Consider the following 16,205-nt stretch of genomic DNA (forward strand, 5'->3'; position numbering starts at 1 on the left):
ATGAACTAAATATGGCTCAGAGCCGCTATTATTCAGCTTCTACAAAACCGTCTTTTTCAGCAGCTACAGCAGCAACATCTTTGTTACGACCTTCTTTAACCGCGTCTGCAGCAGCGTTTAGGTAAAGCTGTACTGCACGGATTGCATCATCGTTACCTGGGATAACGAAGTCAACGCCGTCTGGGTTAGAGTTAGTATCAACTACAGCGTAAACTGGGATACCTAGGTTGTTTGCTTCTTTAACTGCGATGTGTTCGTGATCAGCATCGATTACGAATAGAGCGTCTGGAAGGCCGCCCATGTTCTTAATACCACCAAGAGATTTCTCTAGCTTCTCCATTTCACGAGTACGCATTAGAGCTTCTTTCTTAGTAAGCTTGTCGAAAGTACCGTCTTGAGCTTGCGCTTCAAGTTCTTTCAGACGCTTGATAGACTGACGAACAGTTTTGTAGTTCGTTAGCATACCGCCTAACCAGCGGTTGTTAACGTAGAACTGGTTGCTGTTGATAGCAGCTTCTTTAACAGCTTCAGATGCAGCGCGCTTAGTACCAACAAAAAGAACTTTACCTTTCTTCTCGCCAACTTTAGCAATTTCAGCTAGAGCGTCGTTGAACATTGGTACAGTTTTTTCTAGGTTGATGATATGTACTTTGTTACGAGCACCAAAGATGAATGGCTTCATTTTTGGGTTCCAGTAACGAGTTTGGTGACCGAAGTGAACACCAGCTTTCAGCATATCGCGCATTGATACAGTTGCCATTTTAAAATCCTCTATGGGGTTAGGCCTCCACATCCCCCATGAATCCGACCCCTAACAACTAACCACTTTTCAGCCGTTATCTATGTTGTTGAGGCACCCCGGAACATGTGTCGGAATGTGTGTGATTTAAAGAAATAAGTTAGTGGACACAAAGCTTGTTTCGCCAAGTGGAGAAAACAGTCCTGATGTCCGGCGCGCTTTATACCATATTTTGTCTATCTATGGCTAGAAAAAATTCTAAAAATGGCGACTGCTATACTGAACCGTGGCGGCGAATTTCCTCTGTAAAATAGTGTCCTATTCAGATCACGCTGCACCATTAAACCGAACATTATCCACTCAGATTGAGCAGTATCCACCAACATTGTACGGACATGGTAATGTTGCGCTAAAATGCTGCACTGATAGAATAGCCCCAATATGCACACTTAGGTGCTACCAAATTAAGAGATATGCAATGGCTGTAAAAATTAAAACTGCTGAAGAAATCGAAAAAATGCGCGTTGCCGGCAAACTGGCCGCTGAAATTCTAGAGATGATTGAACCTCACATCCAAGTAGGTACAACGACAGAAGAACTGAACAAAATCTGTCACGAGTACGCTCTAGAAAGAGGCGCATACTCAGCACCACTTGATTACCACGGTTTCCCTAAGTCAATCTGTACGTCTATCAACCACATCGTGTGTCACGGCATTCCAGCATCACAAGATGAGACAGGTAGCACAGGTCAATTCAAACCTGCAGTATTGAAAGATGGCGATATTCTAAACGTTGATATCACTGTGATTGTTCCTGATGATGAAAATGCAGACCTAAGCGTTCGTCCACAAGGTTACCACGGTGACACATCTAAGATGTTCCTTGTTGGTGAGGTTTCACCGGCAAACAAGCGTCTATGTATGGTTGCTCAAGAAGCACTTTACGAAGGTATGCGTCAAGTTAAGCCTGGTGTTCAGCTTGGCCAAATCGGTACTGCTATCGAGAAGTACATCAAGACAAACAACAAGAACAACCCACGTGCTAAGTTCTCTATTGTTAAAGATTACTGTGGCCACGGCATCGGTTCTGAGTTCCACGAAGATCCACAAGTGGTTCACTACAAAAACAACGACCGCACTGTGCTAAAAGCTGGCATGTGTTTCACTATCGAACCAATGATCAACGCTGGTAAATTCGGCTGTCGTCTCGATGACGAAGATAGCTGGACAGTTTACACCGCTGACAGCAAGAACTCGGCACAGTGGGAACACACATTAGTTGTGACTGATACAGGTTGTGAAGTACTAACCCTGCGCAGCGATGATACTATTCCACGTATCATGAAGAACGCTTAGTTCATTAAACTGAACGCATCGGCCTTTTAAAAATATCCTCGCATTGTCGAGGATATTTTTTTCCGCTCAATTTCGATTTTCCACCAGCTTCTGGTAAATTGTTTACTATTCTCATTTGCTTGCACGGATAGCAAACTATGCCTTATCAATGCCCTCTTACGTTCAATGATGAACAAATTGAAATCTGCGAATTAAAAAATCAGCTCGAAATCTTCACGCAGTATCAAAAAAATGAATTTCTAAATCATCATCCAGTTACTGATTTAGTACTATTGCGATCCAAATACATGGATTTGCTTCTCAGTCGATTATGGGAACATTTAGGCTTTAATAAACTGCCACATATTTCCCTTGTCGCAGTGGGTGGATATGGTCGAGGTGAACTTCACCCGTTATCGGACATTGATATTCTCATTGTCTCGCAAAAAACGCTTCCACCAGCTCTTGGTGAAAAGGTCAGTCAATTCATTACTCTACTTTGGGATTTAAAGCTCGAAGTTGGCCATGCTGTGCGAACTATTGCTGAGTGTCTTGATATCGGCACCGATGATTTAACCGTCGCGACTAACCTACAAGAGTCACGCTTACTTTGTGGCAGCGAAGACACCTTCCAAGAACTGAAACTAAAGATTCATTCCGATTCATTTTGGCCTAGTGAGACTTTTTACAAAGCTAAAATTCAAGAACAAAGAGAGCGTCATGCTCGCTACCACGACACCACTTACAATCTAGAGCCAGATATCAAATCAACTCCAGGCGGCTTAAGAGATATTCACACACTGAGTTGGGTAGCTCGTCGACATTTTGGTGCGACATCGTTACTAGAAATGAGTAAATACGGCTTTCTTACCGATGCTGAATATCGCGAGCTCGTTGAGTGCCAAGATTTTTTATGGCGTGTTCGCTTTGCATTGCATATTGAACTGCGCCGTTACGACAACCGTTTAACGTTCGCACATCAAGCTCAAGTCGCTGAGCATCTAGGTTATACTGGTGAAGGAAACCGTGGCGTCGAGATGATGATGAAAGAGTTCTACCGAACACTTCGTCGTGTAGCAGAGCTCAATAAGATGCTACTTAAACTGTTCGATCAAGCGATCATCAATGGCGGTGAGACCCAAGAAGCTGAAATTCTTGATGACGATTTCCAGCGTCGAGGTTCACTGATAGAGGCGCGTAAGCCTGCACTGTTCCAAGCACGGCCAGAAACGATTCTCGATATGTTTATCCATATTGCCAATGACTCTTCCATCGAAGGAGTAAGCCCACCAACACTGCGACAACTGCGCACAGCGCGCCGTCGACTGAACCGATTCTTACATACCATCCCTGAAGCTCGTGACAAGTTCATGGCATTGGTTCGCCACCCAAATGCTCTGCACAAAGCCTTTAGCTTGATGCACAAGCTAGGCGTCTTATCGGCATACTTACCACAGTGGAGCCAAATTGTTGGTCAGATGCAATTTGACCTATTCCATGCTTACACCGTTGATGAGCACAGTATTCGTCTGCTCAAGCACATTAACCGTTTCAGCCAGATAGAAAACCACGACAAGCACCCTATTTGTTGTGAAGTGTACCCACGAGTTCAGAAGAAAGAACTACTGATTCTGGCGGCTATCTTCCATGACATAGGTAAAGGCCGCGGTGGAGACCACTCAGAAATTGGGGCAGTAGAAGCTTACTCTTTCTGTATTGAACATGGGCTATCTAAACCCGAGGCTAAGCAAGTGTCGTGGTTGGTACAAAACCACCTGTTGATGTCTGTCACTGCACAACGCCGTGATATCCACGATCCCGATGTTATCGCCGAATTTGCCAAAAAAGTACGTGATGAAGAATCACTTGAGCTTTTGGTTTGTCTAACCGTCGCCGATATCTGCGCCACTAACCCTGAGCTCTGGAACAGTTGGAAACGTACCCTACTAGCGGAATTATTCCATTCAACACAAAGAGCACTGCGCCGTGGTTTAGAAAATCCGGTTGATGTCAGAGACCGTATTCGCCACAACCAACAAATGGCCTCCGCCCTGTTACGTAAAGAAGGCTTCACCGCTCGCGAAATCGAAGTGCTTTGGCAACGTTTCAAGGCCGACTACTTCTTGCGTCATACCCACAAGCAAATCGCTTGGCATTGTGAGCACTTACTTCGCTTGGAAGATCCAAGCCAACCCTTGGTATTGATAAGCAAAAAAGCCACTCGTGGTGGTACTGAAGTGTTTGTCTACTGCAAAGACCAGGCTGCACTGTTTGCGACCGTCGTTGCTGAACTCGATCGACGTAACTTTAACGTCCACGACGCACAAGTTATGGTCAGCAAAGATGGCCATGTTTTAGACACCTTTATCGTTCTAGACCAGCATGGCAAAGCTATTGATGAGGCAAGACACAAAGCCGTTGCCAAACATTTGGTTCATGTCCTCGCTGATGGTCGCCCAACTAAGATCAAAACACGTCGTACACCTCGAAATTTACAGCATTTCAAAGTCAAGACTTTAGTCGAATTCTTACCAACAAAGAGCAAAAAACACACTTTGATGGAACTCAGAGCACTGGATACCCCTGGGTTATTGGCTGAAGTAGGTGCGACCTTTGCTGAGTTAGACATCAATTTACATGGCGCAAAAATCACGACTATCGGCGAACGAGCGGAAGATTTATTTATTCTGACCAGTGACGCTGGAGGAAGGCTTTCAGAGGAACAGGAACAAGCGTTAAGAGAAAGATTAACCGAGCATGTTTCGGAACTCGCACCTTAGAAAGCTAATTCAATGCCAAGAGTAGGCTTAATAGCCAAATTAATGTGGGTAAAGATAGAGAGCGATCTTGCCCACAACTTACAATCAATTCCCAGATATCAACTATCTAGCGCGTGATTAGGCTGCTACATTGATTAGGTCAATTTCATAAAAGTATTACATTCATAAACTAGAGGTCGCTTATGTATCCAAACCTCACTGGCTTAGGTATCCACGAACCTAAACAGATTGAACGTTATTCCCTTCGCCAAGAAGCCCACAAAGATATTCTAAAGATTTACTTTTGTAAGCAGAAAGGCGAATTGTTCGCGAAAAGCGTTAAGTTTAAATACCCACGACAGGTCAAAAGTGTGCTTGTTAGTGGTGGCAACAATCAATACAAAGAAGTGACGGAGATAAACCGCAACCTCACCCTTGTGATTGATGAGCTAAACAAGATCACCAAACCTACGCCAACCACTGAGGTCGATGTGAAGCAGAAGATCCTCACTGATTTACGTCACTTAGAGAAAGTAGTATCGAGTAAGATCTCAGAGATCGAAGCTGATCTAGCAAAGTTAAAATGATCCCGCTATTAGCAACTAGATTCTAGTAAGTCGATTCCAATTACACAGATATTAGAAAGGGCTGATATTACTATCAGCCCTTTGTTTTATGCTTTCTACGTTTACTTGGACGCGTGTACTTTTACTTAGGCGAACATGCTTCAGCATTCACTAAGTTGGTATCCCACTCAAAAGTTTCAAACAACCTTAACCACGTTTCATCTAGGTTAGCCTTCATCACTAACTCCTTCTTTGTAAAAGGGTGGATGAAGCGTAGTTCAGAAGCATGCAGTAACAAACGGTGAGAGTCTAAATCATCACGAAACAGACGGTTATGCTTACCATCACCATGCGAAGTATCACCCACGATTGGGTGTCTTAGGTGAGCCATATGACGACGCAACTGATGCTTGCGACCTGTCTTTGGCATCATCTCAACCAAGCAATAACGACTGGTTGGGAAGCGGCCTGTTGAATACGGCACTTCAACTTTCGCTAACGGCTCGTAAACGGTAATAGCCTCTTGTGGTTCTTTATCTTCTTTCACGAACTTGTCTGCGATCTTATCCAACTCGACCTTGAGTGCGTAGTCGAGCGTATCGCCCTCTTCTATCCAGCCACGCACAATCGCATGATAAGTCTTTTGCATCTCATGGTTGGCGAACATCGGCATGACTTCAGAGGCAACCTCACTCGACAATGCAAACACCAAAACACCGGATGTAGGTCGGTCTAAACGATGCAAAGGAAATACATGCTGACCAATTTGGTCACGCAGTGTTTGCATAACAAATTGAGTCTCGTGTTTATCCAACCATGAGCGATGTACTAGCATACCTGCAGGCTTATTCACCGCGACAAAATACTCATCTTGATAAATGATCTCTAACATTACGCGCATACCTCATCAATGCTCAGAATCGTCACTAGCAGTTCAGCTTTGTCTGCCTTATTTTTCCACACTTCACTAAAATAAGGATGAATCGCAAAGCCTTTCGGTAGACTTATTTGGGCATCCATCATTGCGTTGATCTTAACGATAAAGATCCACTGCAACCACTCTTCCGGTTGTAGCGAATCAACCGCGAAAGGTTCAATGCTCGCAAGCGCCTCATCCGAGGGTGGAAACGTGCTCCACAGAGAACATTGGCGCATTTGTTGTTCTAATTGTTGAAGTAAAAGAGGTAACTTTGTGGCAGCTGTCATTTTTCACCAAGTTATTTATCTAGTGACCTTGAAATTGGGGCATAGAGTACCATCTATTTAGGAAAGAAAGTTAGGAGCTTTATTACTATGGAAACCATTCACACGCTCACTCAGTTGCTAAAGAATAGCGGTTGCCAATATGATATCTACGATCTAGGTCGTCGTATCCAAAAGATCGACAACAACCTATTCTCTGATGTTGAGCAGGGGAAACAGCCGTACCCATTTCCACTGCAGAAACAAGCTCACTTAGCGATTAGCTACTGGAACGAACACAAGCAACCTTGGATTTGGTTCCTAAAATTTAAACTGGATGAAAGAGGCCTATTGCATCAAGGAGATGTGGGTAACTTCCTAAAGTTTGTTATTGAAGCAATGGGCACTCGTTTGAACGGCGAGATCACCGAAGAGCAACAACAAAAGCTGTCTAACAACCCATATACCTTCAAGCCTTCTGAAGACAAGATGGCCGTGTTCCATAGCCAAGTAAGATCAGGTTTAGATCTTGCGACGAGCCAATACTACGAACACGCTCAACATTACTTCACAGGTGAACTCGGTTGGGACAACTGGAAAACGGTTGGCTTGCAGGGTATCACAGATATGTGTGCTCGCTTAGGCAGCCAGCAAAACGGTGTCACTATTCGTAAGGCTCTTCATAAACTGCCATCAGAGCCTCTTTATGCAACACTAGGAGCGCTTGAGCATACGCAAATCAATGACAAGCTAGCTCAACGCTTGCAAGAGATGGCAGAGAATGAAATCTCAAGTAAAGAACCGGATCTGTTTTTACTTTCAGCATTAGTTCGTGCCCTTTCAGGTGCAGAGCAAAATACAACGAATGCTGTGATTACCCAAGTTTTGGCTAGCCCACGTTTAAGTCATCAAGAAGTATTAATTGGTTTAGCTGGTCGAAGTTGGAGTGCCCTACAAGATCCAACTATTGCTGAGCAATTTTTGCTGCGTCTCGCACAAACAGGTAATCAAAACCTATTCAATCAGCTATTTGCAGATTTAGTGATGATTCCGACACTAAGAATGGTATTTTTACCATTGTTGAACTCGAATCCATCACCAGAGCTTGCTAATGCATTGGTTGAATTGCAACAAGCAACTAAAGCTCAACAGTAGACTAACTAAAGAGTAGATCTACTCAATAGCTCCTAACACTAAAGTCACAATTGGAAGAAAGAGATAAAAGGAAGTATGGATTAAATGATAGATAACTTATTGGCTATTTTGTTTCTGTGCTTCTTTTGCTTTCTGTTTTGGCAGCAACGCAGGCAATCTGAGTTAGCAAAAACAGCCATTGCGAGAAAGTGTAAAGAACTCGATTTGCAATTATTAAGTGTCGCCTTTAGTGGTCATAAACTGAAGATGCGCCATGAGCTCACCACCATTTGGCGCTGGCATACTGTGTACCATTTTGAGTTTTCGGCGTTAGGTGACGACCTGTACCAAGGAAAACTAACCATGGTAGGTTTCCGCTCTATGCGGTTTGAGCTACAGCCTCATAGAATGTAACGTCGCAATACGCGGTATAGCTATATTCATGATAAGGACCAAACATATCTTGTTTGGTCTCTTTGAATGCAAAGCCTAACTTTTCTAATAATTTAATGGATGGGTTATGACCAACATTTACAGTTGCAACCACATTCGTTAAGTGCTCTTCAAAACAAGCCAAACTAAAAAAGGGTTTTAGCGCTTCACTCGCCAGTCCTTGATGCCAGTACTCTTTGTCCAGAATAAAACCCAGTTCGTGTTTTCCATCCGCAGATGAAATAAACAAGTGCCCAAGGTATTCGCGAGTTTGATTGTGGATAATAGCCCGACAAAAGCCGACGTTATCGTTCAATATTTCTTGGAATAAGTGCTTCGCAGAAGCAATAGAGTGCGGCCCATTCATTTCAGCACGATTAATGGGGCAACAATTCAACTTAATAAAGTCATGTTCTAACTGCTCGGTATAAGGTACCAACAGCGTTCTTGAGGTTGCAATCGTCATAAAACACTCCTTGTGTTGACCATTAGCAGAAAAGCAGATGTGACGCTTTAAGATAAAACTATTAGATAAAAAGCGCTCAGATAACAAAGCACCGAAATAAATAAAGGCCCAGAAAAGAAAAGCCCCGACACCGAAGTGTCAGGGCTAGGGTCTTACTCGCAGCAGTCCGGCTACTAATTAATGCTCCATGCATCATCCATAATAGTGGCTGTAATCCTTCAGCTCTTTCCTTTACTTCGCCGTCCTAGCGGTGTCCAATCTTCCTGAAAGCTAACAATCCTAGTTAGCGCACATCACTTGTTCCGTGAGCGGTGTCCTTTACATCGTCCTGATGCTAATCCAACCCTTTATCCTAAAGGTGTCCATTGTCATTCCGTTGCAGCTAACTTCCTGTTAACTGTCTGTATCCCTACAATGTCCTTACGCTCCATGCTTGATCACTCAATCCTAAGTAACCAAATCTTCATCCTGAAGATAACCAAATCCTTGGTGCTTTCCTGTTCCGTGTCAGAATCCTTCCGACAAGGTTTAATTTACGCGATTTAAGATTTCGGACAATAGATTTTCATCACACTTTTAATCCAACCAAGTTGTTAATTAAATAAAACACTTAAAATTCAAAATCTTAATCATATGCATATCAATCTCTCTAGCGATATATTCGTGTTATCTCACAGCCTTTGTAAGAGATCTCTCACAAGCTATAGGCGCTTTTATGATTCGCTATCGCGCACTGGAGCGAGTAAAATGAAAAAATACTAAAAATGGAGGTCAACATGCTCACAAAAGATGTGTCTGAAGAGTTAAAATCGGTGCTTGAAGGACTGCAAGCCCAAGGGAAAGAGCCGACAGTTGCTTTAGTTAAAGCTCGTATGAGCACATCAATTCCAATGCCCGCTTTGATCACGACGATCAAAAGCTGGAAAACGGCCAATCGCGTCCCTAAAGTGGAAGTCGCGACACAAGAAGCGCCAGCACTCGATCGTGTTAGCCAACTAGAAAAGCAAATTGTAGAACTTACCGCTCGCGTTGCCATGCTTGAAGCCAAGTTAACTGAGCAATAAGCTAACTGAGCAATAAGTTAACTGATAAATAAGCTAATAGAGAAATAGAACACTATGAAGATATGGGTTGATGCGGACGCTTGTCCTAAGGTTATCCGAGAAACAATCGTACGCGCAGCTGAGCGAACAGGTGTGGAATGTACCTTCGTGGCAAACCACTTGGTACCCGTTCCTAAACGCAACAACATTCACTCAATTCAAGTACCAAGCGGGTTTGATATTGCAGATGATGAAATCGTAAAACGCACTGCACCCGGTGATTTAGTGATTACCTCCGATATCCCTCTCGCCGATGAAGTGATCACCAAAGGTGCACTTGCTTTAAGTTCTCGCGGCGAGCTTTACACCAAAGAGACCATTAAAGCGCGTCTTAACATTCGTGACTTTATGGATACTATGCGTTCAAGTGGTATTCAAACTGGCGGACCAAGCACCCTTTCTCAAACCGACCGTCGTGAGTTCGCAAACCACCTCGATCGCCTATTAGCAAAACGCTAACCACAGCTTTCTAATGGCGGCAGCTTTAGAAGTCGCCTCTTACATCGCTGTAGCCCAGATGAAATTTTAATCGACATACTCCGTTCTTGATATTTATTACAATAACGGAGTATTGCTTATGATTCGTCGAATCGCCCTCTCGCTATCCATTGTTTTTGGCAGCACCCAACTTTCTTTTGCTGATGAAGACTTTGCTGATCAAGAGTACGGAATCATCGGAGGCAGCATCACCTATGGTGAAAGTGTTTTCTCGACTAAAAGTACCCCTCAATTTGGCGCGACACCCAACCTATTCTATTCAGGTCCAAAAGGCTTTATCGATGGTAGCTTAGCCAATTGGCAACTGCTGCCTTACGTGGGGCTATCTGGAAATTGGCGCTTTGCTGAGGTGTCAGACACTTTTGTGGACCTACCTAACGGCATTCAAGACAGAGATGGTAATGGAGAGCTGGGGATAACCTTAGGAACAGTAGGTGCACGCCTCACCTACTTACACGATGTAACTTCAGAACATGATGGCTACGAAGTTCAGCTTCACTTAGGCAGAACGTTAGAAACCTGGACGCAGCCATTCACCATTACGCCCTACCTAGAAGTCGATTATCGAGACAAGAAACTGTCCAATCACCTGTATGGTATTTCTAACACCGAGTCATCAGCTTCGGGACTAAACCAATTTGATGCGGGCTCAACCTTTGTCTATCAAGCAGGGTTAATCGGGCTTTATGAGTTCACGCCAACTTGGATTGGTATCGCTCGAGCAGACCTAATTCATCATGACAGCGACAGCGCGTTGATACAACGAGACGTGGGCTGGTCATTCGAACTAGGCGTTACCTATCGGTTTGCGGGATTGTAAGTTTACTGACTCAAACAAAAAGAGCCTGCATTGATGCAGGCTCTTGGGTATCTCGTCTTTTATTCAGTTAATAAGCGAATTGAAATGTTCGCCTATCACTGTTCACTAAGGCGTGTAGTACGTTGCAGCGCCTGGACCTACTGGTAGACCGAATACGAATACCCATAGGTAGAACAAGATGCTCCAACCAAACATGAATACCATTGAGTAAGGCAACATTGTCGCGATCAGTGTACCGATACCTAGGTTCTTCATGTAGCGAGTTGCTACGGCAAGGATAAGACCGAAGTAGCTCATCATTGGTGTAATGATGTTGGTTGTTGAATCACCGATACGGTAAGCCGCTTGGATCGTTTCAGGTGCGTAGCCTACTAGCATTAGCATTGGAACGAAGATTGGCGCTGTTACTGCCCACTGTGCAGAAGCTGAACCGATCATCAGGTTAATGAAACCACACATTAGGATGAATGCGAAGAACAACATTGGACCCGTTAGGCCGATATCCTGAAGGAATGTTGCGCCGCCTACAGCAACCACTTGACCAAAGTTCGTCCACTTAAAGAAAGCAACAAACTGTGCAGCAAAGAATACAAGAACGATGTACATGCCCATTGAAGACATCGACGTTGCCATTGCATTAATCACATCACGGTCATTCTTCATTGAACCGGTAATTTTGCCGTAAACAAAACCAGGAATAGCAAAGAATACAAAGATAAACGCGACGATACTTTTCAGGAATGGAGAGCCTGAAATCGTGCCCGCCTCTGAACGTAGAACACCGTCAGCAGGAACAACAGTCCAAGCTAAAAGCGCACTCACGATTAATACAGCGACACCCGCCAATCTAAGGCCTTTCTTCTCAATAGCAGTAAGCTTACCCATTGAGTCATTTGAAAGATCTTCAGACGCGTCTTCGACATTGTATTTACCCAGTTTAGGTTCAACAATCTTCTCTGTTACCAATGCACCGGCAATCGAGATAAAGAAGGTCGAAATAAACATGAAGTACCAGTTTGATTCAGGGCCAACAGAGTAAGATGGATCAAGCATTTGTGCTGCTGTTTCTGTGATACCAGAAAGCAGTGGATCAACCGTACCGATAAGTAGATTTGCAGAATAACCACCAGATACACCAGCAAATGCTGCCGCTAGACCTGCTAATGGGTGACGACCCAATGAGTGGAAAAGCATTGCTGCAAGAGGGATAAGTACTACGTAACCCAGCTCTGAAGCCGTGTTAGAGATAATACCGGCAAATACCACGGTTACAGTAACCATGCGCTGAGATGCGCCCATTACCATGCCGCGCATTGCCGCAGATAATAGACCTGAGTGTTCAGCAATCGCAACACCTAGCATTGCAACAAGTACAGTACCAAGTGGCGCAAAGCCAACAAAGTTCGAAACTAGATTCGTTACGATGAGTTGTAAGCCTTCAGCATTAAGTAAGCTTACAACGTGGATCATACCATCAGCAGCACGACCACTAGCACCTTCAGGGCGAGGGTCCATGACAGACACTTCAAAGTAACCAGCAATACCTGAAGAAACTAGGATTGCGACACAGAAGATAGCAAAAAGAGTGATTGGGTGGGGTAAAAGGTTCCCCAAATATTCAACGCTGTCTAAAAAGCGTGTGAAAATAGGTTTTTTTGGTGCGTTGTTTTTTATTGAAGCAGATGAACTCATCTGTTCCCTCCTTGTGTAGTGATTCCTGTGCAATTGTGACAAAGATGTTCAAATTGCCAGCGAAGGGTACGCGACAAAAATATCAATTAGAAATTCAAAATGTTACAAAGTGTGTAACAAACGACGACTTTTAACTCTATTTGAACAATTAATTAGCAAATAAATCTATATTAAACACAAAAACTAGATTTATAATTCACAACAATGCATTCACTAGAAATATAACTCACAATATAACCCATTGATTCACTTGAAAATAAAATACATCGTACGTTAAATACACAATCGATATCCGGTTAAGTTCCTCTCGAAGGAAAAGAAAAACAGACAAATGAATGAAGTTTGACTTTTCCCTCGTTTTTACACACATGTCACATCATATTGACGGTTATTTTTGAACCGCTTTAAATCTTGGATTGGATTTACAGATCACATAGTGACGCCCTCTACGCTTAACTATCTGGCAATCAGGGTGACGGCTTTTCGCACTTTTAAGTGATTTAACAACTTTCATTATTTAGCTCCCTTACCTAATTGACCAAAGCGACGAGTAAAATTAGCAACACGTCCCTCTTTATGTAGCACTCTCTGTTTACCCGTATAGAAAGGATGTGATTTTGAGGACACTTCAATAGTGAAATAAGGGTAAGTATTACCATCTTCCCATTCGATAGTACGCTCTGTTTTCAAGGTGGAGCCAATCAAGAAGTACTCATCAACATTGGTGTCGTGGAACACCACTGTGCGGTAGCCCGGGTGGATATTCGGTTTCATTGTATTTCCCTAAATAATTAAATTGATATGTTATAACATAACAAATGATAATTATTATCAAAAGAAAAACAAGCGATTTTATGATATTTTCCCGCCATAGATCGTAATCAGAGACGTCCACTCATGTACTCCATTGAACCTATTGGCTTTATAGAGTCTCCCTATAAAGAGAAGTTCGCAGTGCCAAGGCAACCTAGATTGGTACCAACATCCACCTCAAGAGTCAGGCTGGTTGACGCAGCAAACTGTCTTGAGTCTGTTCGGGATATTGAGCAATTTAGCCATGTGTGGTTGTTGTTTCTGTTCGATAAGAACCTTGAAGCGGGCTGGAAACCAACTGTGAGGCCGCCTCGACTTGGCGGCAATGAACGTATCGGTGTTTTCGCATCACGTGCGACATTCAGACCGAATGGGATTGGTATGTCCGCGGTTGAGCTCAAAGGTGTCTATCAAGAAAAAGGACAAACTTGGTTGGACTTGGGCAGCGTCGATCTCGTTGACGGTACGCCTATCATCGACATCAAACCTTATATCTCCTACTCGGATTCAATTCCCGATGCACTAGGAGGGTTTGCCGCCGATGAACCTGAAGTGTTAGATGTGAACTTCTCTCAGCAAGCCCAAAGTAAGCTGTCTGGTCACCCGCAGGCACGCCATATCATTCAAGTGATCAAAGAAGTGCTTGGTCAAGATCCGCGACCTGCCTATAAAAAAGGCAAGCCAGACAGTAAGGAATATGCGGTAAATTTGTTCGATCTTAACGTGAAATTCGTTGTTGAGGCGCTTTTCATCAATGTAACTGACATTGAACGCTTTTGAGATTCCAAATAGGCTGATATTATATACGGCTATATCAGATTTGCTGTCGTCACTCACTGCAGCAAATTTTCTTTTATCAATGATGAAACGGATACCATAGAATGCGTACCAGTAACTACCTTCTTTCTACTCTGAAAGAGACTCCAAACGACGCAGAAGTTATCAGCCACCAGCTGATGCTACGTGCAGGTATGATCCGTAAGCTAGCTTCAGGTTTATATACTTGGCTACCTACTGGTCTACGTGTACTGCGTAAAGTCGAAAATATCGTTCGCCAAGAGATCGATAATGCAGGTGCCGTTGAAATCTTGATGCCCGTAGTTCAGCCGTTTGAGCTTTGGGAAGAGACTGGCCGTTCTGAAAAGATGGGTCCTGAGCTACTTCGTTTCACAGACCGTCACTCTCGTCCATTCGTTCTTAGCCCAACAGCTGAAGAAGTAGTGACAAGCCTAGTACGTAACGAGATCAGCTCTTACAAACAGCTCCCTCTAAACCTGTACCAAATCCAGACTAAATTCCGTGATGAACGCCGCCCTCGTTTTGGCGTAATGCGTGCACGTGAGTTCTCTATGATGGATGCATACAGCTTTGATATCGACAAAGAAGGCTTAGAAAAGTCTTACCAAGCGATGCACGATGCTTACTGTAAAGCATTCGACCGCATGGGCCTTGAATACCGCCCGGTATTAGCAGACTCTGGCGCAATCGGCGGCAGCGGCTCTCAAGAGTTCCACGTTCTTGCTGAAAGCGGCGAAGACCTAATCGCATTCTCTTCTGAATCTGATTACGCAGCGAACATCGAGAAAGCAGAAGCACTAGCTCCTACTGAAGAAGTTGCAGCGCCTACTCAAGAGATGGAATTGGTTGATACGCCAAACGCAAAAACAATCGCAGAACTTGTAGAGCAGCACGGTCTAGCAATCGAGAAGACAGTTAAGACTCTATTCGTTAAAGCATCTGATGAAGTAGAAGCAGATATTATTGCTCTAATCATCCGTGGTGACCACGAGCTTAACGAAGTGAAAGCAGAAAACCTTCCACAGGTTGCTTCTCCACTAGAGATGGCTTCTGAAGAAGAAATCCGCGCACTTGTTGGGGCTGGTCCTGGTTCACTTGGCCCTGTTGGCCTAGAGCTACCATTCATCGTTGACCGCTCTGTTGCCGTAATGAGCGACTTTGGCGCTGGCGCAAACGTAGACGGTAAGCACTACTTTGGTATCAACTGGGGTCGTGACGTAGAGCTTGCTCAAGTTGAAGACCTACGTAACGTTGTTGAAGGCGACCTAAGCCCATGTGGTCAAGGTACTATCCAACTTAAGCGCGGCATCGAGGTTGGTCATATCTTCCAACTAGGTAATACTTACTCTAAAGCAATGAACTGTAACGTGCTTGGTCCTGATGGTAAGAGCGTAATCCTAGAAATGGGTTGTTACGGTATCGGTGTTTCACGTGTTGTTGCATCTGCTATCGAGCAAAACCACGATAAATTCGGTATCACTTGGCCAGACGCACTAGCGCCGTTCCAAGTTGCTATCGTACCAATGAACATGCATAAATCTGAGCGCGTTAAAGAAGCAGCAGAAAAGCTATACGCTGAATTAACAGCTATGGGTATCGAAGTACTATTCGATGACCGTAAAGAGCGTCCAGGTGTTATGTTTAAAGATATCGAGCTAGTGGGTATTCCTCACACTATCGTTATCGGTGATCGCAGCATGGACGAAGGTAACTTCGAATACAAAAACCGTCGTACTGGTGATAAAGAAGCTATCGCTATGGACACGGTTATCGAGCACCTTAAGGCTCAACTAGCTAAGTAATCCGATTACTCACTAGATAAATATTGAAAGGCTGCTATTAGGTGGCCTTTTTTGTGCCTGTCGTT

17 protein-coding genes are annotated in these 16,205 nt (G+C 43.9%); 10 read left to right on the forward strand and 7 right to left on the reverse strand.

Translation table 11 applies throughout. From position 1 onward, the window contains the following. Positions 1-28 precede the first annotated feature (28 nt). Positions 29-760 carry a 30S ribosomal protein S2 gene (gene rpsB / locus ACFI6G_RS09305; protein ID WP_009847420.1) on the reverse strand — a complete coding sequence of 244 codons (732 nt, stop codon included), beginning with the start codon at positions 758-760 and terminating at the stop codon, positions 29-31. 457 nt (positions 761-1,217) lie between these two features. Here rpsB and map point away from each other — a divergent pair, with 457 nt between their 5' ends. From map to ACFI6G_RS09320, 3 genes are all read left to right on the forward strand, one after another. Beyond that, positions 1,218-2,096, forward strand: coding sequence for a type I methionyl aminopeptidase (gene map, locus ACFI6G_RS09310; RefSeq protein ID WP_010436481.1), 879 nt, complete (start codon positions 1,218-1,220; stop codon positions 2,094-2,096). 137 nt (positions 2,097-2,233) lie between these two features. Further along, positions 2,234-4,855: a bifunctional uridylyltransferase/uridylyl-removing protein GlnD gene (glnD, locus tag ACFI6G_RS09315; RefSeq protein ID WP_010436479.1), complete on the forward strand. Its 2,622-nt coding sequence runs from the start codon at positions 2,234-2,236 to the stop codon at positions 4,853-4,855. A 182-nt stretch (positions 4,856-5,037) separates the two neighbouring features. Beyond that, positions 5,038-5,421, forward strand: coding sequence for a DUF3461 family protein (locus tag ACFI6G_RS09320; RefSeq protein WP_010436477.1), 384 nt, complete (start codon positions 5,038-5,040; stop codon positions 5,419-5,421). Between the two features lie 121 nt (positions 5,422-5,542). Here the strand turns inward: ACFI6G_RS09320 and truC are convergent, their stop codons facing one another. After that, positions 5,543-6,292, reverse strand: coding sequence for a tRNA pseudouridine(65) synthase TruC (gene truC / locus ACFI6G_RS09325; RefSeq protein ID WP_016784999.1), 750 nt, complete (start codon positions 6,290-6,292; stop codon positions 5,543-5,545). Next, positions 6,292-6,606: a YqcC family protein gene (locus tag ACFI6G_RS09330; protein ID WP_016784998.1), complete on the reverse strand. Its 315-nt coding sequence runs from the start codon at positions 6,604-6,606 to the stop codon at positions 6,292-6,294. The genes truC and ACFI6G_RS09330 overlap by 1 nt, the downstream gene beginning before the upstream one ends. Positions 6,607-6,693: 87 nt before the next feature. Between ACFI6G_RS09330 and ACFI6G_RS09335 the strand changes: the two genes are divergently transcribed. Together ACFI6G_RS09335 and ACFI6G_RS09340 are read left to right on the forward strand one after the other, a co-directional pair. Further along, positions 6,694-7,737, forward strand: coding sequence for a DUF3549 family protein (locus ACFI6G_RS09335; protein ID WP_010436470.1), 1,044 nt, complete (start codon positions 6,694-6,696; stop codon positions 7,735-7,737). Between the two features lie 84 nt (positions 7,738-7,821). After that, positions 7,822-8,130, forward strand: a complete 309-nt coding sequence (locus tag ACFI6G_RS09340; protein WP_016786808.1) for a DUF3301 domain-containing protein — start codon at positions 7,822-7,824, stop codon at positions 8,128-8,130. Here the strand turns inward: ACFI6G_RS09340 and ACFI6G_RS09345 are convergent. Beyond that, positions 8,096-8,614 carry a GNAT family N-acetyltransferase gene (locus tag ACFI6G_RS09345; protein WP_010436467.1) on the reverse strand — a complete coding sequence of 173 codons (519 nt, stop codon included), beginning with the start codon at positions 8,612-8,614 and terminating at the stop codon, positions 8,096-8,098. The genes ACFI6G_RS09340 and ACFI6G_RS09345 overlap by 35 nt on opposite strands. 776 nt (positions 8,615-9,390) lie before the next feature. Between ACFI6G_RS09345 and ACFI6G_RS09350 the strand changes: the two genes are divergently transcribed. The 3 genes from ACFI6G_RS09350 (at position 9,391) to ACFI6G_RS09360 (ending at position 11,035) form a co-directional block, all read left to right on the forward strand. Further along, positions 9,391-9,678 (forward strand): hypothetical protein, encoded by a 288-nt coding sequence (locus ACFI6G_RS09350; RefSeq protein WP_065101115.1) that lies wholly within the window; start codon positions 9,391-9,393, stop codon positions 9,676-9,678. Positions 9,679-9,732: 54 nt separating this feature from the next. Continuing rightward, a complete protein-coding gene (locus tag ACFI6G_RS09355) occupies positions 9,733-10,176 on the forward strand; it encodes a YaiI/YqxD family protein (protein WP_010436462.1) in 444 nt (147 codons plus the stop codon). Positions 10,177-10,294: 118 nt separating this feature from the next. After that, the gene (locus ACFI6G_RS09360; protein WP_462710254.1) at positions 10,295-11,035 is read left to right on the forward strand and encodes a MipA/OmpV family protein; all 741 of its coding nucleotides are present in this window, start codon (positions 10,295-10,297) and stop codon (positions 11,033-11,035) included. 105 nt (positions 11,036-11,140) lie between these two features. On the opposite strand, the gene ACFI6G_RS09365 is transcribed toward ACFI6G_RS09360, so the two are convergent. The 3 genes from ACFI6G_RS09365 to ACFI6G_RS09375 form a co-directional block, all read right to left on the reverse strand. Further along, complete coding sequence (locus tag ACFI6G_RS09365) at positions 11,141-12,727, reverse strand: AbgT family transporter (protein ID WP_010436458.1); 1,587 nt, start codon at positions 12,725-12,727, stop codon at positions 11,141-11,143. Positions 12,728-13,115: 388 nt separating this feature from the next. Beyond that, positions 13,116-13,241: a type B 50S ribosomal protein L36 gene (ykgO, locus tag ACFI6G_RS09370; protein WP_010436457.1), complete on the reverse strand. Its 126-nt coding sequence runs from the start codon at positions 13,239-13,241 to the stop codon at positions 13,116-13,118. Then, a complete protein-coding gene (locus ACFI6G_RS09375; protein WP_010436456.1) occupies positions 13,241-13,501 on the reverse strand; it encodes a type B 50S ribosomal protein L31 in 261 nt (86 codons plus the stop codon). The genes ykgO and ACFI6G_RS09375 overlap by 1 nt, the downstream gene beginning before the upstream one ends. A gap of 123 nt (positions 13,502-13,624) precedes the next feature. On the opposite strand from ACFI6G_RS09375, the gene tsaA reads away from it, so the two are divergent. Beyond that, positions 13,625-14,320, forward strand: coding sequence for a tRNA (N6-threonylcarbamoyladenosine(37)-N6)-methyltransferase TrmO (gene tsaA, locus ACFI6G_RS09380; RefSeq protein WP_016767588.1), 696 nt, complete (start codon positions 13,625-13,627; stop codon positions 14,318-14,320). 101 nt (positions 14,321-14,421) lie between these two features. Next, a complete protein-coding gene (locus ACFI6G_RS09385; RefSeq protein ID WP_016767589.1) occupies positions 14,422-16,140 on the forward strand; it encodes a proline--tRNA ligase in 1,719 nt (572 codons plus the stop codon). Positions 16,141-16,205: the final 65 nt, after the last annotated feature.

It is taken from the genome of Vibrio sp. PSi01 (genome assembly GCF_054960695.1).